This is a genomic window from Bacillus sp. SRI_025 (assembly GCF_057592095.1).
Genome location: NZ_JBYEGB010000001.1, coordinates 813900 through 835446, shown reverse-complemented (window position 1 = coordinate 835446; position 21547 = coordinate 813900). Strand labels below are relative to the sequence as shown.

Genomic DNA, 21547 nt, shown 5'->3' with positions numbered 1-21547 from the left:
AGGTGATATGGTATGGAAATTATAAAAGTGCTGAATACCAGTGTGGTTCTCGCTAAAAGAGATGACGGTAAGGAAATCATCGTAATGGGTAAGGCGATTGGATTTAAAAATAAGCCAGGCAGTCTTATTCAAGAGTCTGATATTCAAAAAATCTATGTGTTAGAAGATCAAAGTACGTCTAATGATTTAGCTGAGCTTATGAGGGAGACCCCAGAGGAATTTTTAATCATGACAGATGAGATTATATCCTATGCGAAGCGCCGTTTATCTACACACCTAAATGAGCATCTTTATATTTCTTTAACCGATCACCTTTTCATGGCTACGAAGCGCTTTAAGGAAAATTTAACGATACAAAATCGCCTGCTGTGGGAAGTGAAGAAATTTTATCCCGAGGAATTTAGCATTGGTCTGCATGCACTAGAGCTGATTGAAAAACAGTTAGGCATTCAGCTGCCTGAAGAAGAAGCGGCGAATATTGCATTTCATCTAGTAAATGCGCAGCAGACCAAAGATAATTTAAATCAAATCGTGATGATGACCAATATGGTCAAAGACATTTTAAATATTATCAAAATGCATTATAAGATTGACATTCCGACAGATACGATTAATTACTCCAGGTTTTTAACACATTTACAGTTCTTTGTTCAACGTTTACTTGAGAACAAAATGCTTGAAACAGATGATCACGATCTAATTGATCAAATCATGAGGAAGTATCCTGAAGAAGTAAAATGTGTGGAGAAAATCGAGAAATATATTAAAACAAATGTGGATTACACGATATCCAGTGACGAAAAAATGTATTTAATTATTCACGTTAATCGAGTGGTTCAAAGAAATAACGCATAGTCTTGAGGAGGAAGAAACATGTCTAATCAAATCAGGAAATTTCCAGAAGGATTTTTATGGGGAGGCGCCATCGCGGCAAACCAAGCAGAAGGCGCATGGAATGTAGACGGAAAAGGGCTATCGACTGCTGATGTGGCGATCTTTAAAAAAGGTCTCAGTAAGTCTGATTATAAAAAGCACAACAAAGTGGATGAAGAACAAATTCAGCAAGCGATGCGTGCAGATACCACTGAAGGTTATCCGAAACGAAGAGGTGTAGACTTTTATCATCGTTATCCTGAAGATATGGCGCTGTTCAAAGAAATGGGATTGAAGACGTTACGTGTCTCGATTGCATGGACACGTATTTTTCCAAACGGTGATGAAGAAGAGCCAAATGAAGCGGGATTATTATTTTACGACCGCCTATTCGATGAGATGAAAAAGCATGATATTGAACCACTCGTTACGTTATCTCATTATGAAATGCCGCTATACTTAGTGAATCAATATGGAGGATGGTCTCATCGCATTGTCGTTGATTTCTTTGTGAAATTTAGTCGAGTTGTATTTGATCGATATAAAGATAAAGTCAAGTATTGGCTGACTTTCAATGAAATTGATAGTATTGTCCGACATCCATTTACAAGTGGTGGAATCGTTTCAGAGCGCTTTGACAATGTAGAACAGGCAGTTTATCAAGCATTGCATCATCAATTTGTTGCAAGTGCTTTGGCCGTTAAATATTGTCATGAAATGATCCCAGGGGCAAAAATAGGGTGTATGCTGACGAAATTAACAACATATCCGTATTCTTGTAATCCAAAGGATGTTCTGAAGGCATCAAAGAACAATCAGTTCAATATGTTTTTTACAGATGTACAGGTGCGTGGTGAGTATCCGCGTTTTATCAATCGACTGTTTAAAGAAAAAAACATTCACATTGAGAAACAGCTGGGAGATGACGAATTATTAAAGGTGCATACTGTTGATTTTATTTCATTCAGTTACTACAATTCCTTGGTTGCTACTGAAAATAGTGAAGGCATGGAAACTGTCAGCGGCAATACAATAGGTGGAGTGAAAAACCCATATTTAGAAGTGAGTGAATGGGGCTGGCAGATCGACCCGATTGGAATTCGTATCTCTTTAAATGACTTATACGATCGCTATCAACTACCACTATTTATAGTTGAGAATGGATTAGGTGCATACGACAAGGTGGAAGATGGAAAGATAAATGATGATTATCGGATTAGCTATCATGAGCAGCATTTCCAGCAGATGCTGGAAGCCATTGAGGATGGAGTCGAATTAATAGGTTACACCAGCTGGGGAATTCTTGATTTAATTAGTTACTCGTCATCTGAAATGGAAAAGCGATATGGGTTTATCCATGTTGATCAAGATAACGATGGAAACGGAACGTTAAATCGAACACCTAAAAAAAGCTTTTACTGGTATCAAGAAGTCATTCGTCAAAATGGGTTGAAAATGAACGATGAACAGAAATGAGACATCAGTTAAGGAGTGGCAGCTAACCACTCCTTTTTTCTATCGATGGTGTCATACGCTTGATCGATGAATTCCCCTCAAATTTAAGCAATTCACTATCTTTACCTTTCTCATTCATATAAAATAAGAGCAGTGAAAAATTGAAGAAATGCTTGATACATGAAGGGCGTGTAAGCTGTGAGCTGCATGACATGATGAGATGTATGAACGTGAAGGCTGCAAAGCTGTTCTTCCTCACATATGAGATCTTGTAAGCGTAACCATTATTTGTCACTTCATTGCGATGGTGTTGAGGGGTGTGTCAGGATGAGGAATCCGTATGTGAGAACGGCTTCTAGTCTGTATATTAATTACTTTTTATTAGGTATGGTCAATATTATTTTGGCTTCAAATATGCCATTTTTAATCAAACAATTAGATACCAATAGTGCGGGAATTAGTTATATGATTTCGGCGCTTGGCATTGGCAGGGTGCTCACGTATGGTTTATCAGGCGTACTGTCAGATCGTTTTGGGCGGAAGCCGGTCATTTTGGTTTCTGGTGTGCTGATGGCGGTGTTCCTCATTGGAATCCCATTGTCTCCGAATTATCAAATCGCGTTTGCGTTTGCGATTTTGGCAGGGGTCGCGAATTCGGCAATGGATGCAGGAACGTATCCTGCGTTAATGGAGGCTTTTCCGCAAAACTCGGGATCTGCGAATGTGATGGTGAAGGCCTTTATCTCCATTGGGGCAACCATTTTGCCACTGGCGATTTACTTTTTAGCAGAGCATGATTTGTTTTATGGAATTTCATTTTTTGTTCCTGCTCTGATCTATCTTGTGAATGTCTTGATGCTGTGGACCTTGCCATTTCCGAATCATCGCAAGGTGGAGCAAGTCCAGGTAACGGAGCATGATGGACTTCCGCGCTTCTCGACAGAGCCTACATTTTGGAGGGAAGGGATCGCACTCATTTTAATCAGCTTTACATCAAATGGGCTGTATGCGCTGCCGCAAATTTGGCTTCCTACGTACGGTGAGGCCATCTTGGGGATGGCATCGGGCAGTGCTGTGAAACTGCTCAGTTACTATAGCATGGGCGGGCTGCTGTCTGTTGTGATGCTTGCGTTTCTGTTGCGCCGTTTTGTCCGTCCGGTCACTGTGCTGTTGATCTATCCAATCATTACACTTGTTTCTATTTGTGTGCTCTTGGTCGTGAAATCCCCAGTGATAGGAACCGTCAATGCTTTTGTATTAGGGTTTTCAACAGCAGGAGTTTTTCAGCTAACGTTAACTGTGATGGCTGAATTCTTCTGGAAAAACAAAGGGACGATGACTGGGATTATCTCCACAGCGGGCGGCGTGTCGGCTATCGTCATCCCGGTCGTAACAGGGTTAATTCAGAGTCACGCGTCCATTTTACAAATCTTTATGTTCGATGCAGTGGTGGCTGTTGCAGCCATTATCGGCGCACTGTATATCCTGTATCGCTACCGTCAAGTTATGGTACATGATTAAAAAAAGACGACCTCCGCTTAGGAAGTCGTCTTTCTTTTGTTTTAGAAACGGTCATTTTCAAAAAGGATTTGTTTTACTTGATCAACTGGCATATCTTCACCAGTAAAGAGTTTGTAAGCAAGTGCACCTTGCCATAACATCATTCCAAGACCGTTAATCGTTTTGGCGCCAGCTTCCTGTGCTTGTGCAAGAAGCTTTGTTTTTTGCGGGTTGTATACGACATCTGTCACGATCAAATCTTTACGAAGTACATCAAGTGTATCATCGATAATGCTGAGCTGATCTAGTGGTTTCATGCCAAGGCTTGTCCCGTTTGCCAGGATCGCACTTTCTGCTACTTCACGACGGAACGCGTCTTTGTCTTCAAGTGGGAAAATGTTTGCTTTGACACCGAAAGATTTCATTTCGTTGTTGATGTAATTTACATTTTCTTCTGCTTGAACGAAGTATTGGTCATTACGAGCAAAAATACTAATTTCACGAATGCCGGACTGTGCAAGCTGAATCGCAATCGGAGTTGCCGCGCCGCCAGAGCCAACAAGTGTGACTTTTTTGCCGGCTAATTCAACGCCATGCTCAATCAAGTTTCTCACATATCCAAGACCATCTGTGTTGTAGCCGATGAGCTTACCATCTTTGTTTACTACAGTGTTACTTGCACGTGTATATCTTGCAGAATCATCTAGTTCGTCTAAGTAATCTAGTACTTTCATTTTGTTCGGCATAGAGACGTTAAATCCAGCTGCACCCATTGCTTTCATACCGTTTACGGCTGCTTCTAGTTCATCATTCCCTACTTCAAATGCGAGGTAAGCATAGTTGATACCTGTTAGTGTATAGCCAAGGTTATGCATACGTGGTGAAAGGCTGTGTCCGATTGGTGTAGCAAGAAGACCGACTAATTTTGTTTTTCCATCAATATTTCGTTCATGTATGTTTGTCATGATTGACATCTCCTTTAGTTATCTAAATAATTTTTTCATGCGTCCAAGAACAAAGACCGCTAGTAATACGCTAATAACCGCAATGATCATATCGAAGAATAACGTCATTTTAATATCGTACGTGCTGACCAGCCCACTTGTAATGAGCGGCACGAGAATAAACGCTGAGCTTGCCGCAATGTTGACATAGGATGAAGCCGTTGCTTTGTTTGTCGGGAACAATTTCATCATGATACTCATCGCAAGCTGGAAGATTCCTGCTGTAAATAGCCCTAAGAAGAAGGTGCTGACAATGACAATGCTGTACGTTTCGATTTGGAAAAGTGAAAGCATTGCAAGGAACGCCCCAATTGGATAAATGATTGCCACCATAATCGGTGAAATGAATTTATCTAAGACGATCGAAAGCAAGAGAACAGATACGAGTGCTCCAATACTAAAATAAGATAGAAGCTGTGTAGCTTGTTCTGTACCAAGTCCGATTAATTTTAACCCGAGCTGTGGAAGCCATGTCTGCCATACGACAAACAATGCAGTCGACGTGAATCCCATAAGTACAACAGCTAAGCCTTCGCCAAGCATTTTTGGTTCTTCCTTCAGCTGGTCTTGTACTGGAAGAGCAGCTTGTGAAGAAACTTGCTTATGGTTCGGGAATGGCATAAAGATTAAGTAAATTCCTACAAGTAAATAAAGAAGCCCTAGTCCAAAGAACGCCCAGCCCCAGAAGATGTCATGTGCCACTAGGTACGCCAAGATAAATGGAAGAACAGTCGCCCCAATGGATACAGACGCTTTTACTAAAACAGAAGCCGAACTTGCCTTTTTCGGAAATGACTCTGTCAAAGCAGGGTAGGTTCCTGAATCAAGCAGTGAGTTGGCAATACCTGCTGAAATCGCAAAGATAAATGCCAGTGTATAACTCGTTGTCGTTGGAATACCGATTAAGAATAATAAGTAAAGAAAATTTCCTGTAATAATGACAGGCTTACGTCCCCAGCTATCGGCTAACCGACCTGAGAAAAAGAGAGCAATGAGTTTACCAATTCCGATCGCCGATACAAGCAAGCTGATTTTCGGAATATCTACATGGTAGCGTTCAGATAAGCTGTCCATGTTGGAAGCTACAATAATATTGATCATGCCAAGCATGAAGTAGTTTAAATACATGCCAAGTGACGATTTAATATAAGGATTTTTCATGTTCCCACTCCTATATTTGAAACCCCTTTAAGGTCAAATTCGTTGTATACCCTTTGTTATTGTTTCCTTCAAAATGAATAATATGAAGCCCATCACAACACCCCTTATTGATGAAAAAATAATGAATATTCATCTGTTCTTCAATCAAGTACATCGTTCTACTAAAATGTAAAAAATAATAACAGCCTTGATTAGGAAGTGAAACTTCATGATTTGATCAGAATCATAAAAAATCACTTTTAACTGTTTTTTGATAGAAATAACGATAGGACTAAATAGGTATAACGATATACTAAAAGAAGCAACGAAATAAATATACTCCTGCATTTTAAATGTGTCAAGTTTATGACTTTGTGATTTAAAAAAAGAAAAATGAAACAAAGAAATAGTTGACTTGTTCAATAAAAAAAGAGAATTGCTGCACACAATTCTCTTTTCATCATGATGGAGAGGTTTCTCTAATATGAAGTTGAGGCTTTAAAATCAATCTCTGCAGCTCTTCATCCTGATCGTTCATTTTATGATATAAAAGGTTCGCTGCTTTTGCCCCGATGGATCGGGGGAATGAAGAAACAGTGGTGAGCGGCGGATGGTACATCTCCGCTTCAGGAACATTATCGAATCCAACCACATCAATATCTTCACCTGGCTGGATGCCCCGTGCTGACAGTGCTTGCATGACTCCAAATGCAACTAAGTCACTAAAACAAAAAATAGCGGTAGGAGGCTCGGGTTGATCCATCACTTGAGCGAGTGCTTCTTTCCCGCCTTCACGAGTAGGTACGATATCAATAATAAGGGAATCATCAATCGTCAGGTTTTCATCGTCATGAGCTCTTTTGAAACCTTTCATCCGCTCAATCCAAGTCGATGAGGTCTTGATGCCGCCTAAGAAGGCGATACGTCGATGCCCCTTCTGAAGAAGATGATGAATGGCCATCCAAGTGCCTTGTTCATAATCAACACCGACATAATCACATTGCACATCTGATAACTCACGATTTGCAAGTACTTTTGGGGTGCGAATTTGATTTAATTGTTTGACGGTTCGAGCAGAGCTTTTCGAAGCTGGGTTTAAAATAATTCCGCCCACTCGGTGCTCTACCATGGTGGAAATGAGCCGCTCCTGTTTGTCGACACTGTCAAAGGTTGTACCAAGTAAAACGGTATAGCCTAGTGATTCAAGCGTGGTTTGCACGCCGATTAAAAATTCCGAAATAAAGGTGTTAGAAATATCTGTGACAATCACACCAACGATATTTGAGCTTTTTGACCGCATGTTGGCAGCTACGCGGTCATATACGTACCCTAAGTCTTCCATGGATTGAAGCACTTTGTTTCGAGTGGCTTCAGAAATTCTAGGATTATTTCGAACAACGAGTGATGCCGTTGAAGTCGAGACACCGGCATGCTTGGCGACTTCCTGTAATGTGACACGCTGTTTGTTCATTTTTTTCATTTATCTTCACCAACTTCAATGGATTGCCTAACTTTGTTCATGATCAAGAGGGATTTCTCCATCAGACGAGCCGAACATCTTTTGGTTTATTATACATGAATTAGGGGGGATTGATGAAGTGAAGACATATGGGTATCACCGTAAATCATAAAAGATTACCATTGACAGCTTTCTGATTGAGGCGTAAAATATAAAATTATTCAGAAATAGCAACATTTTAATTAAATAACGAAGGCTATGATTGCTGTGGGTCACACTATAGCAGGAGCAGCTTCTGGAGAGACCGCATGTATGTGCGGCGCCGAAGGGTTCACAATCTCAGGCAAAAGGACAGAAGAGTACGAAATATTGTATTTGTGATGCATGGATGATGCCGTGTATTACTTTTCTCTATTTTGCTATTCTTTTATGACCGTGAGATTGGAGCGCATCCAATCTCTTTTTTTATGGACTTTTTAAAGAGTTCATTATTTCAGTATAAGATCGTGTCGTAGGAGGGTGTTAGCATTGGCACAACAAGAATTAAAACGAGATTTATCAAACCGTCATGTGCAATTGATTGCCATTGGCGGAACCATTGGAACAGGGCTGTTTTTAGGCTCTGGAAAAGCCATTCAATTGGCAGGTCCATCAATCATTTTTGCTTATTTAATTGTCGGAATGGCCATCTTTTTTGTCATGAGGGCACTTGGAGAATTGCTTTTATCGAAGGCGGGCTATCAGTCATTAACCGATATTGCAGAGGACTATCTCGGCCCGTGGGCATCTTTTGTGACAGGGTGGACATATTGGTTTTGCTGGATTATGACAGCGATGGCGGATGTCATTGCGGTCGGAGTGTATGTGCAGTATTGGTTTGATATCCCGCAATGGATTCCTGCTATCATTTGTTTGTTGATTTTACTAGGATTGAATCTATTAACGGTGAAGCTTTTCGGAGAAATGGAATTTTGGTTTGCACTCATTAAAGTGATTACGATTCTATTACTGATCGGTGTTGGAATTGTTCTTTTAATCATTGGTTTTCAAACCGATGCCGGACCGGTGACAGTAACGAATTTATGGTCTCATGGCGGGTTATTCCCGAATGGTGTCACAGGCTTCTTGCTGTCATTCCAGATGGTGATTTTTGCGTATGTGGGAGTTGAACTGGTTGGCGTATCCGCAGCAGAAACAGCTAATCCGCAAAAAAACATTCCCTCTGCGATTAATAAGATTCCATTAAGAATTCTATTTTTCTATGTGGGTGCGATCTTTGTTTTACTATGTATCAACCCATGGTCTGAGCTCAGTGCATCAGAAAGTCCTTTTGTGAAAACCTTTGGGCTCATTGGGATACCAGTAGCAGCGGGGCTTATCAATTTTGTTGTGTTGACGTCTGCGGCATCAGCTTGTAATAGCGGCATGTTCTCGACAAGCCGTATTCTGTATAATCTCAGTCATCAAAAGCAGGGGCCAGCTTCCTTTGGACGTTTGAACAAGCACGCTGTCCCGAGTAATGCGCTATTTGTTTCAACGATTGTAGTATCGGTCGGTGCACTTTTAAGCAAGCTGATTCCCGAACAAGCCTTTGGGATTGTTACCACGATCAGTGCCATTTGTTTCATTTGGGTATGGAGTATTATTTTAATTTGTCATTTGAAATATAAAAAAACACGGCCTGAACTGCATGCAGCATCTACCTTTAAAGCACCGTTCACACCTTTTGTGAATATTTGCGTTCTTGCGCTCTTTGCAGCCATTCTCGTGATCATGCTCTTCGCAGATGCAACACGTCCTGCGTTGCTATTGACACCGGTATGGTTTGGTTTCTTATTTTTGATTTATACACGAAAGAAACGCCGTGCATCGTAACGGACGGAAAAAGCACAGCCTTTTGACAGAGCTGTGCTTTTTATCATTTAACGATTTCTAATCTTCAACACATAATTTGCATTCAAAATGATCAAAACAATTCCAATCACCATGATCGAGAACAGTTGAGAGTGATTGGCTCCAAGGGAATACACAATCAAAATAAACATGGCACTAGTCAATAGAATATTCATCATTTGATACGTGTGAAACAGTCCGCCAAGCATGACATGCTTTTCCCCTTCGTCTGAAATGGCGAGCAGCTTTTTACTATAATCTTTGTCGGACGGACTTGGCAGATTGCGATTAGGATAGACAAGTGTAAGAACGGATATCGCTACATAAGAACTGATAATGGTGACGATAAATAAAGCAGCATTGACCAGAATCAACCAGAGGGGCTGCTCGGTGACGATGGTTATACCGATGGCAATAATGGACAAAATCGTACTCACCGTATTGGCTAATGTCGAATCAGTAAAGGTCCGATATTGCTTTGCCTCCAGTTCATCTTCCTCATCTCCAGAGACCGAAAGAGACACTCTTTTTTTCATACGTGAAATCCCTGAAAAACAATAAATAATCAATAAAATTGTCACTCCACTGATAACAAGAGTCGCTTCAAATGCAATATCAATAAGTGTCATCTCAAATTCGGCTGCCAGCAGACAGTAAGCACCGAGAAAGCCAAGGAGAGCACCTAAGAGCATTTTGTATACAGTTTTCATGATAGTTCATCCTCCTCGAATAGAAAAATACGTTCAATGGGTTCCTGAAAAATTCGTGAAAGCTTAACAGCGAGCAAGAGAGACGGCATTAATTCATCACGTTCCATTAAGCTGATGGTTTGACGAGAGACCTTTGCACGTTTCGCAAGCTCAGTTTGGTTTAAACCATCACGCGCACGAAGCTCTTTTAACCGATTTTTCATTCTGTCACCTCAAGTTTTAATTGAAATCTTTCCTTGATTGTAAAGCATTATATTCAATTTGACAAGTAAAGTTGTCAAATTGATAAAAATAATTGTCAGAAAGATCATCTTTATTGAAAAGGTGAACCATGATACGCTAAAGGAAAGAGAAACAGAAAACAGGTGATGGCCGTGTTCATTGATCAATTAAAAAATGACTTACATCAATCACAACCGTTGTTCATTGGAGAAGAGACAGCGTTCAAAGCAGCAGTCCTGATCCCTTTAGTACAAGTAAATGGAGAATGGCATATATTATTTGAGGTACGATCGCTCACCATGAGAAAACAGCCGGGTGATATTAGTTTTCCTGGGGGCAAGCTCGACGGCAGCGAAACAGCACAGGAGGCTGCACTGCGAGAAACACATGAAGAGCTGGGCATTCCGCCAGAATCGGTCGATATCCTTGGACAGCTCAGTCCTTATATCGCTTCTCCATCCTTCGTCGTATACCCATATGTCGGTATCATTGATGAGCAAAAAGTGAAACACTCCTATAATCAAGAAGAAGTAGAAGAGACCTTTACCGTGCCTCTATCATGGCTCAGCCAATATGAGCCGTACCTACATCATGTATCCGTTCAGCCAACACCAGGAGAGGACTTCCCTTATGAAAAAATCATGAATGGTGAAAAATACAGCTGGGGGAGCCGGTCGATTGAGGAATGGTTTTATGATTATGAAAACTACACCATATGGGGATTAACAGCCCGCATATTAAAGCATTTTGTATCTGTTGCAAAAAGAAATTCCTAGAGAATCGCTCTCTAGGAATTTGTTGTATTCAGCCGTTCCTTCGCTGTTTGTTTTCCTTTATCAATTGGAATAGGCGCTCTCGCTTGGCTCAGTCCGTAGGAAGGCATGTTCACGTAGATGGATTCATACGAGCCGGCTTGAATTTGGTATGTTTCATGATAGATGCCCACCGCATCATTATTTCGTGCCATTTGGTTAAATCTTTTCCAAGCAGCCAAATGCTTCTCCATCTTGGCATAGGCAAGGAGGTCATCTGTTGATTTCCAATATTGAATCATCGCTGTCGTGCGTAATCCAAAGTAATTTTCTGTCCCAAGAAACCCTAGCTCCTCTTGATGGGTATACAGCTCCTTGATCATGCCAGGCATCGACATGAACACAGGCATCCATTGATGAATGGCCCAGCGTTTGTTGATCCTCATTCCGATAATGAACACCACAATCGAATCAGAATTGTCCGTTGTAAATCTGCCAGCACGTATGTCTTTTTTCATTCATTTACCCTTCCTTCTTCATCGAATGGAATGTCTCCACGCACCAATCAATTCCAGCTTGAGCCACTCTTTTCCCATAATCTAAAGTAAACAGCCAATACTTTGCATCCGCTTCATCTGGGTAAAGCTCTTGAATGTTTTGTTCAATCGCAACATATGTCTCATAACGAATACGGAGCTGCCTCTCATAATCCTGTAAAAGCGCTAGTTTTTTCTCAAACGAAAGATATTGACCGAAGAATAACTTTAATAACACCTCATTACGCTCTGTTGGTAACTGATCGAGCGGCTGCGCCAGCCATTCTCTTAACGTGTCCAGTCCTTTTTCAGTCAAATGATATTCCCGCTTGTCTGAGCGACCAGAGCTAGCAGCAGGTGAAACCTCCGCAAGGCCTTCCTCGACTATTAACTTTAAAGCTGGATAAATTTGTCCATAACTGATTTTCCAAAAATGATGCAAACTCCTATCAATTAATTGCTTCACTTCGTATCCTGACTTACAATCTGTCGTTAAAATACCTAAAATCGCATACGTCGTATCATTGTATTTTTTCATATCAACACACCTATCTAAAAGATATATCATTTAGATATATAATAAATGATGTGAAGTGGCAGATACAAGGGGTTGTTGAAAAATAAATTCGATAAAGGAGGTGACTCACTCATATATTGATAGAAAAAATGAAATTCTGTCGGTGGAGGTATGTATGAATAGATCGAAAATCTGGATCGTGGCAATTCTAGCGGTACTAATCATGGGTGCTGTCAGCTGGATAGCATATCAAACAAATACAAAAAAGAGTGTATTGAATCAATCTTACGCCTTTGCATATAAGACCAAGAATCATGTGAACTGGTTCAAAGTAACGGAGAAAAAAGGGAAAGTAACAGGTCATCTGAATGAAACCATTTTGGAGGAAAACCCAAAAAGGCATTTTGATCCTAATCTATTTATCAACAAATATAAATTAACCGGCAAAACGATTGAAAACGGTTACGAATTTCAAGTAAAGCAAGGGAAAGAGACGGTCACATATGAAGTTCACCTTGCTGAAAAAGATCTTTCTGTGAAAAAACAAGGTGAAAAACAAAGCATCACATACAAAGCAGTTGATCAAACAAAACTACGTGCTGTTCAAAAGGACATTCATGACCGATATGAAGAACTGATGGAGGACACTGAAAATAGATTTCATGATTATGTAAGAAACTTCATTAAGAAAGTAACGGGCGCTTATGGTTATCTGTATACGGCAGAGGATGGTTCATACCAGCTATTTCTAAAAGTAAAACGAATGTATATGCAGTCTGAATGGGCAGGTTCTTTTCTGATGAGAACGGTCCCAGGAGATGGTGGAGCACCTTATAAAGAAACGAAACATACAGCCGGCGGTGTTTCAGATGGGATAATGTTTGATTTGAGTACTTATCCTGCAATTGAAAAGGGTTTTATTTTAGGGGAAACTGACCGAGACGCAACATCAATTAGATTTCCCTTTAAAATGGCAGGCGGTACAATAGAATTTAAAGCTGTCACGAAAGAGGAATATCAAGAGCAAACGGAAGCATTTAAAAAGCAGGCTGAAGAAAAGAAAAAATAGATCGTATTGGACCAGGTGAATAAGGGTTAATAACATATCTGAATTCTCCATGAAAAAAGGATATTATTTGCATAGATGTAATATATTATTAAGAAAATACTTATCTAAATTTTCTAGAATCTATTTTTAAGTGAATAAGAATTTAGTTGAATATATGGTAAAATATTGTTGATGTTGATTTCTCAAATTAAATATTAGAGGAGGTAAGTATGTGCAAATTGAAAATCTGGGTCGTGTCTATCCTAGCCATACTCATCTTGGGTGGAGGCGGCTGGACAGCATATCAAGCAATCGCACAAAAAAATTCATTGAATCATTCCTATGCATTTGCGTATAAAACTAAGGATAGACTGAACTGGTTCGAGATATCTGAGAATAAAGGCAAAGTAACAGGTCATTTGAATGAAAGCTATATAGAAGAAATTTGGTGGGACCCTCAATTATATAAAAAACAATATGTCATAACCGGCCATTCAAAAGAAAATGGGTATGAATTTCAAATGAAAAAAGGAAAAGAAACGATCATATACGAAGTTCATTTTTCGGGGAAAAACCTTTCTGTGAAAAAACAAGGCGAGAAGCAAAGCACGATTTATAAAGCAATCAATCAAAAAAAGCTAGATACGTATCAAAAAAAGATTCAAAATCGACATCAAAATCTAGTTGATTCATCAGAAACTAGATATTATGAAAATATGAGACACTTCAGGGATAAAGTGGCGAAAGTATATGGTTTTCTATATACGGCAGAGGATAAACAACTATTTTTACAAGTGGAAAGCATGCATGTTGAGATTGGATGGAACGGCTCGTTTCTAATAACAACTGTTTCTGAAGAAGGTTGTAAGCCCTATAAAGAAATGAAATTAGAGGTCGGAGGCTATACTGATGGGGGAGAATATTTTGACATGAGTTATGATCCTATAATTGAAAAAGGTGTCATTATAGGTTCGACTGATCGAGATGCAAAATCAGTAAAGCTGCCAATTAAAAAGACAGACGGTACAGTAGAGTTAAAAGTTTTCACGGATAAGGAATATAAAGAAATTCCTAAACCATATATCATGACAGGCGATTCAGTAGAGTTAAAAGCTGTCACGAAAAAGGAGTATGAAAAACAAGCGAAAGCATTTAAAAAGAGGGCAGAAGAAAAGAAAAAATAGATGAATTTAAACCAGATGAGTGAATCAACTTATCTGGTTTTTTGTAGAGAAAAATATTGTTGATTGATGATAGAAGGAACAAAAGAGTAGAAGGTTTCCTATAAGTGAATAGAGAAAAGTATTTTAGGTATATAGACCCTAATGATTTTTAGAAAAATAAATGTTGACGCTTTCATATAATGCATATATACTAAAAACAAATCCAATATGAATAAATTAGACATGTGACTGGTCATGCAGGCAGGATCTAAAAACGATGAATTTTTCTTTTATTTGTCGTTTTAGGTCCTTTTTTTATTGCCAAAATATAGGTCTCGTGTATGAGAAAAGGGGGAGAAAAAATGAATTACACACAAGTTGCCAAAGACGTTTTACAGCATGTAGGTGGCAAAGAAAACATTGCGCACCTTGAGCATTGTTCAACAAGACTTCGCTTCACACTCATTGATCAGAAAAAAGCAGATGTACCAGCACTGGAAAAAACACCGGGTGTCATAGCTGTCAGAATGACAGGACAATGCCAAGTAGTCATTGGGAATGACGTCATTGAAGTGTATCAAAAGGTAACAAATTTAATAGGCAGCAGCTCATCAAGCCAAGACGTGCCATCCAATCAGCCAAAAGAAAAAAGAAAAGCAGGCACAGTTCTGTTAGATTTCATTGTCGGTGTCTTTCAGCCGCTTGTACCAGCTATCGCAGGCGGAGGAATTTTAAAATCATTTCTTCTCCTTTTCTCTTTATTAGGCTGGATGGATGCAAAGGGACAAACCTATCAAATACTGAACATGGTAGGTGACGCACCACTTTACTTTCTGCCTTTACTAGTTGCTGTAACGACGGCGAATAAACTAAAAGTAAACCCACTGGTCGCACTATCAGCAGTCGGTGCGCTTCTTCTGCCGAACATGACGGCGATGCTTACAGAAGGTGCACAATTACTGTCATTCGATGTGAAAAATATAGCTTATGCGTATCAAGTGTTTCCGGCAATCCTTTCTGTATTGCTTTACGCGCAAATGGAAAAATTCTTTACACGGTTTTCACCAAAACCAATTCGGATTTTCTTCGTTCCGATGATGTCATTGGTCATTACTGTACCAGTTACGCTACTTCTGTTAGGACCGATTGGTTTTACAGCGGGGCAAGGTTTTTCATCTATTATTCTTTCGATGTTTAATACGGTAGGCTGGGTAGCTGTCGCCATTTTAGCAGCGGTCCTCCCATTCATGGTGGCATCAGGCATGCATAAAGCAATGGTTCCTTATGCAGTCACAACGATGGGAACCCTTGGGAAAGAAGCACTTTATTTGCCGGCATCACTTGCGCATAATATTGCGGAAAGTGGAGCGTGTTTCGCTGTGGCACTTCGAACAAAAGACAAGGTACTTAGATCAACAGCCATTTCGGCAGGGATATCAGCCTTTTTTGGCATCACAGAGCCAGCGTTGTATGGTGTGACACTGCAAAATAAGCGAGTTCTAGGAAGTGTCATGATTGGTTCGTTTGTTGGCGGAATTTTCATTGGATTAGTTGGTATACAAGCCTTTGTGCTTGTTGGCCCTGGTTTAGCAAGCATGTCGATGTTTATATCAGATGAGCTACCGCGAAATCTGATGTTTGCTATCATTGGAGCGGTCATTTCGTTTATTGTAGCCTTTATCGCTGCTTTTGTATTAGGTAAAGATCGAACAGTAGAAGAAAAGACAAAGGACCAAGCTGGGTTTGCTGAAAAAATTGGAGCAGGAGAAACATTCAAGAGCCCTGTGATTGGCCAAATGATCTCTCTATCTGAAGTGAAAGATGATATTTTCTCTTCAAAGGTCATGGGAGAAGGAATTGCCATTGTACCTTCAAAAGGAGCACTTTATGCACCTGTAGATGGAGAGGTAACCTTGCTGTTCGAAACAAACCATGCACTTGGTATGAAAACGGACCATGGAGTTGAAGTATTATTCCACATCGGCATTGACACCGTTCAGTTGGAAGGGCAGTATTTCCATCCAAAAGTACAGGCTGGAGATCGTGTTCAAGCGGGTGATTTATTGATTGAATTTGATCTAGAAAAAATCATGGAAGCAGGATATGATCCAGTAACACTTGCTGTAGTCACAAATACAGATCAATATGATATTAAGGTACAGCCATTACAAGAGGTCAATCGTCAAGATACATTGATGGTTGTTACACAATTAGGAGGCTAATCATATGACAAAAATCAAAGGTTTTCCAAAAGGATTTTTATGGGGCGGCGCCATTGCTGCTAACCAGGCAGAAGGCGCCTGGAATATAGATGGAAAGGGGCCGTCTGTTGCAGATATTGCAATGTACCGTTCCAACTTGAGTGTAGAAGATTATGAAGGCCATCTTGCAGTTACCACTGAAAATATAGATCGTGCGATGAAAGATCCAGACGATAAAAAATACCCAAAACGCAGAGGTGTCGATTTCTATCATCACTATAAAGAGGATTTGGCTCTCTTTGCTGAAATGGGATTTCAAACACTTCGAATTTCTATTGCATGGAGTCGTATCTTCCCTACTGGAGAAGAAGCGGAACCGAATGAAAAAGGGCTGCAATTTTACGATCGTGTCTTTGCAGAAATGAAAAAACACAACATAGAACCGATCGTGACTCTCTCTCATTATGAAATGCCTTTAGCCCTTAGTGTGAAATATAACGGCTGGGTTGAAAGAAAAGTAATTGACCTCTTTGTGAAATTCGCCAATGTTTGTTTCGAACGTTATAAAGATGATGTGAAATATTGGCTTACCTTTAATGAAATTGATAGTATTCACCGCCACTCTTTCATTACAGCGGGAATTATTCCTGATCGCTGCCCAGAAGGAAAAGTAGAAGAGACGGTGTACCAAGCACTTCATCATCAATTTGTCGCATCTGCTCTCGTAACAGCAGATTGCCATCGTATCATCCCAGGCAGTCAGGTAGGATGTATGCTGACAAAATTGACAACGTATCCGCATACGTGCCACCCCAATGATGTAGAACAAGCTTTGAAACAAAACTTAGAAAACTATTTCTATGCAGATGTTCAGGTGTTTGGCGAGTATCCGCCACTTATCAAGCGTATGCTTGAGAGAAAAGATATTCATATTCATATGGAAGCAGATGATCTTACCATTTTAAAAGAAAACACAGTAGATTTTATCTCATTTAGCTACTATATGTCTTTAACGGAATCAGCCCAAGAAGGATTAGAAGAGACAGAAGGGAATACCATTCGTGGAGTCAAAAACCCTTATCTTCCTTCAACTGATTGGGGCTGGCAAATTGATCCGGTTGGTCTGAAAATTTCTTTGATCGAATTGTATGATCGCTATCAAAAACCTCTTATCATTGTCGAGAACGGCATGGGTGCAAAGGATGTAGTTGAAAGTGATGGCTCAATCCATGACGACTATCGTATTAACTATTTCAAGGAGCATTTCCGTCAAATGAGAGAAGCCATTGAAGAGGGCGTCGACCTCTTTGGATATACGAGCTGGGGCTCGATTGATATTATTAGTGCAGGTACATCGCAAATGTCAAAACGGTACGGCTTCATTCACGTAGATCAAGATGATGACGGGAACGGGACATTAAAACGATCTCGAAAAGATTCATTTTATTGGTACCAAAAAGTCATTGAGACAAATGGTGAATCGCTTGATTGAACACCACAATCATGAAAACAGGTGATGACGATGTTTAAAATCAAAAAAGTTTTAAACTCGAGCGTGGTCCTGGCTGAAGATCAGAACCAACAGGAGATGGTTTTGTTCGGCCGAGGAATTGGCTATGGCCAGAAACCAGGTCAAATGATAGAAGAGAAAAAAGCGGACCAAGTCTTTATGTCAGTCGATAACATGAGAGCAAAAGAATTTCTTCAATTGTTAGATTCAATGGCTCAGGAGTTTATCGATTTAACTCAGCAAATCGTCCAATATGCAGAAAAACGTTTAAACTCAACTTTAAATTCAGGTGTTTATTTTACCTTAATGGATCATTTGAATTTTGCAGTGGAACGTCATAAAAAGAATATTAATATTACGAATCGTGTGTATTGGGAAATCAAAAATTACTATACAGAAGAATTTGAAGTAGGGAATTACGCACTTGAGTTAGTCAATGACACATTGGGCATACAATTACCAAAAGAAGAAGCTGCCAATATCGCCTTCCACTTGATTAATGCATTAGGTGAAGAGTCCGAGTCGAAAGATGGTATGAAATACGCCAAGATGATCGGAAGTATTGTTAATCTTGTGCGCTATACGTTGAATATGAAAATGGATCAAGAGAATATTCATTATAGTCGTTTCATTACACATGTGAAATTCTTTGTAGAAAGGTTTTATGCTGATAAATTATTATCAGATCAAGAAAATGAGTTATTTGAACAAATTGCACATTTATATCCTCAAGCGATGGATGTTGCATTTAAGATCAAAGACTATATTAAACAGGTGCATAGTATCATCATTCCTAATGATGAGCTTACTTATCTTGCGGTACATATACACCGCCTCATATCCTATCAGCAACTAAAATAAATGTGGAACCACTTGCCTTGATGAGGCGAGTGGTTCTTTATTTGGCAAATGTTTATATTAAGTTCCGATAGGTCGTTCTGTTGTACCATTTTCATCATTTAATGAATTGAAAGTCCCTGTTTGTCCTAAAACAACGATGGTCAAAGTGATAATCAATAAACTCATTTTTTTCATTAGAATTCCCCCAGTCAATGATAGGATGTTTCATGTGATCAGCTTCCTTCAAAAAGAGATAGGCTAGATGAATTGCTCCCAGCTCTTCAAAGTGTTTTGCTGCTAATGCACTTAATTCACAGACTCCTTCAGCATCTTTTAATTTTTTAAGAATGCTGATTTCATCGAAACAGGCTTGAGCTTTTTGAGCCATATCTTCAGTGAAATATAGATGGTAAAGCAAATTCATTTTTGCTGTATAGATGGGGCATTTCTCTGATTCATGTTTTTGGTTAACCAATTCGAAGTAATAGAGAGCTTGTGTCCTTTCATCGATAGAAAGCAGCTCTTTCATTAACATGTACATGGAGTGATGGAAGTAACACGATGAGAGATAGTCTTCGTCACTAAGAGCCTTTTCTAGGGCATCGATACATTTTTTTGATTCGCCAGCTTCGGCGTACAAAATACTGATATTATGATAAAGCTGTGATGTTAGAAAATGATCATTGAGACTGTCTGCGATGTGTAATGCTTTTTTGTAGTAATTTTCTGCCCTTATAAAGTCGCCAATGTCCATATAATTAGCAGCGGCGATGACAAAGGCTGCAGCTAGTCTTCTTTCATATCCTTCATGGCTTTTGAAAATATCAATAGCATTCTGAATGTAGTGTAGAGAAATTAGGCTTTGACGAAGCAGCATATATAAGTTAGCGATTTTCGTATGGAATTCTGCTACTTCTATTTCATCAGGAATGTGTTGTAGTTTTTTCTCGGCAATTTTAAACAGTCCAATGGCTGATGCATAGTCTCTTTTATATGACGCGTAAAGAGCTTTGTATAGGTAAAAATAGTATTCAATTAAGTCGTTTGTTTTAGAGGGGCAATCCGGCTCTGGCTGTTCTTTCAGTTTCGTACCTCTTCGTTCATATAACATGAGCTTATACTTGCCTTCTAGCAATGAGTAATAGGTCAAGACCTCCTGATTCTCTTCCATTTTTTGAAGTAATTCCTTTAATTCTGTATACATTGCTTTTGCACTGTGTACATCATGCTTGCGAATTGCAATTCTCCAATCATTTAAACGATTCCCCACCTGTTCAGCAGAAATGATAGCCATGGAAATTTCACCTCTTTAAGATCCTTTCACCTGTTTCATAAAAAACGATATCACAATTTTTGGTAAAATATAATCGTTTCGGTGAGGTGATTGACAAGAGGTAATAAAAAGGACCTAAGGTCATGCGATGTACGATATTGTAAGGGTGATTGCTTGTTAACACAAATGAATAAGATCTCTTTTTGGAAATCTAAAAAAGGGATTTATACAATGGATTTTATGATAATGATCGAAAATAACACTCGTATATTTGGAAAAAAGAAATTTTAGCTATTTCAGAGGGAAAATGGAAGGTCGATCTAGGAAAGAAAATCAGGTATGATGTTGCTAGATCATGAGATAAGGAACTGATAGATGACGACAAAAGTAAGTATTAAACACAAACTCCGACCTTTTAGAAAGGATGTTGAAATGAAAAAAAGATTTCAAAGCTTAAACAGACAAATCACAGTCATTATCACGACTCTTTTACTTGTTTTAGTGACTCTATATATGTCAAAGAGATACTTCTATAGCAAAGAAATTGAGCTGCTGACAGAATCTTGTCAACAAGCTGGCGGCAAAATCATCTTAGAAACAAATAGTTTGTCTATGGATTACTCGTTTGAGTGCCAGAAAAAGTAGAACAGGCAGTTTCCTGCCTGATTTTACTCAAATTAAAAACCTAAATTTTGCAGCCATTGATTTAATCTCATTTCTCGGTTCTCGGCAGTTGAACGATCATATCTTCCTAATTGTAAACTGTCTGCCATTTCTCCGTCATTCATAAACATGATTCTTTCAGAACGAAGAGCCACCTTGGGGTCATGTGTAACAAGCAGCAGTGTTGCTCCTTCAGAGTGGATTCTTGAAAAAATATTCATCACTTCCTTTGTTGTACTGGAATTAAGAGCACCTGTGGGTTCATCAGCGAAAAGTATGTCTGGTTCATTCATGAGCGCTCGGCAGATAGCGGCTCTTTGAAGCTGTCCTCCCGATACTTCTGTCAAATATCTATTTGCCAAATGATCAATTTCAAGTTTTTCCATTAAATATTGAGCTCGTTCATTCACTTTTTGTCTTGGCTTTTTCTTTGCTAAATAAGCTGCTGCAATGATGTTGTCAAATAGATTAAGATTTTTTAATAAGTGGCTGTGCTGAAAGACAAATCCCATCTCAGTTAAGCGCAGAGCACTTAACTGTTTTTCTGTCATTTCTGATAGTGTTCGGCCTTTATATTTGATCTCTCCTGTTGAAGCTGTTTCTATGCCGCTAAGCTGATAAAGTAAGGATGTTTTTCCACATCCAGAAGGTCCCATAATGGTCACGAATTCCCCGCGCTTTATCGATAAATGAATATCCTTAAGAATCGTTTGTTTCTGTCCTTTTAATGAATTGATATGCAATGACAATCGCTTCGTTTCAATCAAGTGTTCCATGTGAAACAACTC

The 21547-nt window shown here is 39.3% G+C and carries 20 protein-coding genes and 1 riboswitch; of the genes, 11 read left to right on the top strand and 9 right to left on the bottom strand.

Features of this window, described 5'->3' with window-relative positions:
* Nucleotides 1–12 precede the first annotated feature (12 nt).
* The 3 genes from licT to AC20OE_RS04235 all read left to right on the top strand — a co-directional run bounded on the left by licT (nt 13) and on the right by AC20OE_RS04235 (nt 3849).
* Nucleotides 13–855, top strand: a complete 843-nt coding sequence (licT, locus tag AC20OE_RS04245) for a BglG family transcription antiterminator LicT (RefSeq protein ID WP_048237973.1) — start codon at nt 13–15, stop codon at nt 853–855.
* Nucleotides 856–873: 18 nt separating this feature from the next.
* Nucleotides 874–2349, top strand: coding sequence for a glycoside hydrolase family 1 protein (locus AC20OE_RS04240; protein ID WP_487268490.1), 1476 nt, complete (start codon nt 874–876; stop codon nt 2347–2349).
* A gap of 306 nt (nt 2350–2655) precedes the next feature.
* Nucleotides 2656–3849, top strand: a complete 1194-nt coding sequence (locus AC20OE_RS04235) for an MFS transporter (RefSeq protein ID WP_099663848.1) — start codon at nt 2656–2658, stop codon at nt 3847–3849.
* 41 nt (nt 3850–3890) lie between these two features.
* On the opposite strand, the gene AC20OE_RS04230 is transcribed toward AC20OE_RS04235, so the two are convergent.
* The 3 genes from AC20OE_RS04230 to AC20OE_RS04220 all read right to left on the bottom strand — a co-directional run bounded on the left by AC20OE_RS04230 (nt 3891) and on the right by AC20OE_RS04220 (nt 7452).
* Complete coding sequence (locus AC20OE_RS04230) at nt 3891–4793, bottom strand: shikimate dehydrogenase (protein ID WP_058838381.1); 903 nt, start codon at nt 4791–4793, stop codon at nt 3891–3893.
* An 18-nt stretch (nt 4794–4811) separates the two neighbouring features.
* Entirely contained in the window at nt 4812–5993 is a 1182-nt protein-coding gene (locus AC20OE_RS04225) for an MFS transporter (protein ID WP_058838382.1), read from the bottom strand.
* A gap of 439 nt (nt 5994–6432) precedes the next feature.
* Nucleotides 6433–7452 (bottom strand): LacI family DNA-binding transcriptional regulator, encoded by a 1020-nt coding sequence (locus AC20OE_RS04220; protein ID WP_039182756.1) that lies wholly within the window; start codon nt 7450–7452, stop codon nt 6433–6435.
* Between the two features lie 264 nt (nt 7453–7716).
* Nucleotides 7717–7796: riboswitch (glycine riboswitch) on the top strand.
* 163 nt (nt 7797–7959) lie between these two features.
* Here AC20OE_RS04220 and AC20OE_RS04215 point away from each other — a divergent pair.
* Entirely contained in the window at nt 7960–9306 is a 1347-nt protein-coding gene (locus tag AC20OE_RS04215; RefSeq protein ID WP_099663847.1) for an amino acid permease, read from the top strand.
* A 47-nt stretch (nt 9307–9353) separates the two neighbouring features.
* On the opposite strand, the gene AC20OE_RS04210 is transcribed toward AC20OE_RS04215, so the two are convergent.
* Nucleotides 9354–10034, bottom strand: a complete 681-nt coding sequence (locus tag AC20OE_RS04210) for a DUF3169 family protein (RefSeq protein ID WP_099663846.1) — start codon at nt 10032–10034, stop codon at nt 9354–9356.
* A complete protein-coding gene (locus tag AC20OE_RS04205) occupies nt 10031–10237 on the bottom strand; it encodes a helix-turn-helix transcriptional regulator (protein WP_003215336.1) in 207 nt (68 codons plus the stop codon). The genes AC20OE_RS04210 and AC20OE_RS04205 overlap by 4 nt, the downstream gene beginning before the upstream one ends.
* 171 nt (nt 10238–10408) lie before the next feature.
* Here AC20OE_RS04205 and AC20OE_RS04200 point away from each other — a divergent pair, with 171 nt between their 5' ends.
* Nucleotides 10409–11032 carry an NUDIX hydrolase gene (locus AC20OE_RS04200; protein WP_099663861.1) on the top strand — a complete coding sequence of 208 codons (624 nt, stop codon included), beginning with the start codon at nt 10409–10411 and terminating at the stop codon, nt 11030–11032.
* 11 nt (nt 11033–11043) lie between these two features.
* On the opposite strand, the gene AC20OE_RS04195 is transcribed toward AC20OE_RS04200, so the two are convergent.
* Entirely contained in the window at nt 11044–11526 is a 483-nt protein-coding gene (locus AC20OE_RS04195) for a DUF4188 domain-containing protein (protein WP_058838386.1), read from the bottom strand.
* Nucleotides 11527–11530: 4 nt separating this feature from the next.
* The gene (locus tag AC20OE_RS04190) at nt 11531–12082 is read right to left on the bottom strand and encodes a PadR family transcriptional regulator (protein ID WP_047203745.1); all 552 of its coding nucleotides are present in this window, start codon (nt 12080–12082) and stop codon (nt 11531–11533) included.
* Nucleotides 12083–12236: 154 nt separating this feature from the next.
* On the opposite strand from AC20OE_RS04190, the gene AC20OE_RS04185 reads away from it, so the two are divergent.
* The 5 genes from AC20OE_RS04185 to AC20OE_RS04165 all read left to right on the top strand — a co-directional run bounded on the left by AC20OE_RS04185 (nt 12237) and on the right by AC20OE_RS04165 (nt 18844).
* A complete protein-coding gene (locus tag AC20OE_RS04185; RefSeq protein ID WP_099663845.1) occupies nt 12237–13130 on the top strand; it encodes a hypothetical protein in 894 nt (297 codons plus the stop codon).
* 209 nt (nt 13131–13339) lie between these two features.
* Complete coding sequence (locus AC20OE_RS04180) at nt 13340–14293, top strand: hypothetical protein (RefSeq protein WP_099663844.1); 954 nt, start codon at nt 13340–13342, stop codon at nt 14291–14293.
* 341 nt (nt 14294–14634) lie between these two features.
* Nucleotides 14635–16494 carry a beta-glucoside-specific PTS transporter subunit IIABC gene (locus AC20OE_RS04175; RefSeq protein ID WP_039182734.1) on the top strand — a complete coding sequence of 620 codons (1860 nt, stop codon included), beginning with the start codon at nt 14635–14637 and terminating at the stop codon, nt 16492–16494.
* 4 nt (nt 16495–16498) lie between these two features.
* Nucleotides 16499–17965 carry a glycoside hydrolase family 1 protein gene (locus tag AC20OE_RS04170; RefSeq protein WP_059377333.1) on the top strand — a complete coding sequence of 489 codons (1467 nt, stop codon included), beginning with the start codon at nt 16499–16501 and terminating at the stop codon, nt 17963–17965.
* Nucleotides 17966–17995: 30 nt separating this feature from the next.
* Entirely contained in the window at nt 17996–18844 is an 849-nt protein-coding gene (locus AC20OE_RS04165; RefSeq protein WP_039182729.1) for a PRD domain-containing protein, read from the top strand.
* A gap of 94 nt (nt 18845–18938) precedes the next feature.
* Here the strand turns inward: AC20OE_RS04165 and AC20OE_RS04160 are convergent, their stop codons facing one another.
* Complete coding sequence (locus AC20OE_RS04160) at nt 18939–20117, bottom strand: Rap family tetratricopeptide repeat protein (RefSeq protein WP_212044498.1); 1179 nt, start codon at nt 20115–20117, stop codon at nt 18939–18941.
* Between the two features lie 411 nt (nt 20118–20528).
* Here AC20OE_RS04160 and AC20OE_RS04155 point away from each other — a divergent pair, with 411 nt between their 5' ends.
* The gene (locus AC20OE_RS04155; RefSeq protein ID WP_058838595.1) at nt 20529–20741 is read left to right on the top strand and encodes a hypothetical protein; all 213 of its coding nucleotides are present in this window, start codon (nt 20529–20531) and stop codon (nt 20739–20741) included.
* Nucleotides 20742–20773: 32 nt separating this feature from the next.
* Here AC20OE_RS04155 and AC20OE_RS04150 read toward each other — a convergent pair whose 3' ends face one another.
* A complete protein-coding gene (locus tag AC20OE_RS04150; RefSeq protein WP_059377326.1) occupies nt 20774–21535 on the bottom strand; it encodes an ABC transporter ATP-binding protein in 762 nt (253 codons plus the stop codon).
* Nucleotides 21536–21547: the final 12 nt, after the last annotated feature.

Excerpts from the sequence above, each read along its gene's own strand:
- AC20OE_RS04195 (WP_058838386.1), bottom strand. The coding sequence starts at position 11,526 with ATGAAAAAAGACATACGTGCTGGCAGATTTACAACGGACAATTCTGAT.
- AC20OE_RS04165 (WP_039182729.1), top strand. The coding sequence starts at position 17,996 with ATGTTTAAAATCAAAAAAGTTTTAAACTCGAGCGTGGTCCTGGCTGAA.
- AC20OE_RS04240 (WP_487268490.1), top strand. The coding sequence starts at position 874 with ATGTCTAATCAAATCAGGAAATTTCCAGAAGGATTTTTATGGGGAGGC.
- AC20OE_RS04160 (WP_212044498.1), bottom strand. The coding sequence starts at position 20,117 with ATGGCTATCATTTCTGCTGAACAGGTGGGGAATCGTTTAAATGATTGG.
- AC20OE_RS04205 (WP_003215336.1), bottom strand. The coding sequence starts at position 10,237 with ATGAAAAATCGGTTAAAAGAGCTTCGTGCGCGTGATGGTTTAAACCAA.
- AC20OE_RS04155 (WP_058838595.1), top strand. The coding sequence starts at position 20,529 with ATGAAAAAAAGATTTCAAAGCTTAAACAGACAAATCACAGTCATTATC.
- licT (WP_048237973.1), top strand. The coding sequence starts at position 13 with ATGGAAATTATAAAAGTGCTGAATACCAGTGTGGTTCTCGCTAAAAGA.
- AC20OE_RS04150 (WP_059377326.1), bottom strand. The coding sequence starts at position 21,535 with ATGGAACACTTGATTGAAACGAAGCGATTGTCATTGCATATCAATTCA.
- AC20OE_RS04220 (WP_039182756.1), bottom strand. The coding sequence starts at position 7,452 with ATGAAAAAAATGAACAAACAGCGTGTCACATTACAGGAAGTCGCCAAG.
- AC20OE_RS04210 (WP_099663846.1), bottom strand. The coding sequence starts at position 10,034 with ATGAAAACTGTATACAAAATGCTCTTAGGTGCTCTCCTTGGCTTTCTC.
- AC20OE_RS04235 (WP_099663848.1), top strand. The coding sequence starts at position 2,656 with ATGAGGAATCCGTATGTGAGAACGGCTTCTAGTCTGTATATTAATTAC.
- AC20OE_RS04230 (WP_058838381.1), bottom strand. The coding sequence starts at position 4,793 with ATGACAAACATACATGAACGAAATATTGATGGAAAAACAAAATTAGTC.
- AC20OE_RS04175 (WP_039182734.1), top strand. The coding sequence starts at position 14,635 with ATGAATTACACACAAGTTGCCAAAGACGTTTTACAGCATGTAGGTGGC.
- AC20OE_RS04180 (WP_099663844.1), top strand. The coding sequence starts at position 13,340 with ATGTGCAAATTGAAAATCTGGGTCGTGTCTATCCTAGCCATACTCATC.
- AC20OE_RS04185 (WP_099663845.1), top strand. The coding sequence starts at position 12,237 with ATGAATAGATCGAAAATCTGGATCGTGGCAATTCTAGCGGTACTAATC.
- AC20OE_RS04190 (WP_047203745.1), bottom strand. The coding sequence starts at position 12,082 with ATGAAAAAATACAATGATACGACGTATGCGATTTTAGGTATTTTAACG.
- AC20OE_RS04225 (WP_058838382.1), bottom strand. The coding sequence starts at position 5,993 with ATGAAAAATCCTTATATTAAATCGTCACTTGGCATGTATTTAAACTAC.
- AC20OE_RS04170 (WP_059377333.1), top strand. The coding sequence starts at position 16,499 with ATGACAAAAATCAAAGGTTTTCCAAAAGGATTTTTATGGGGCGGCGCC.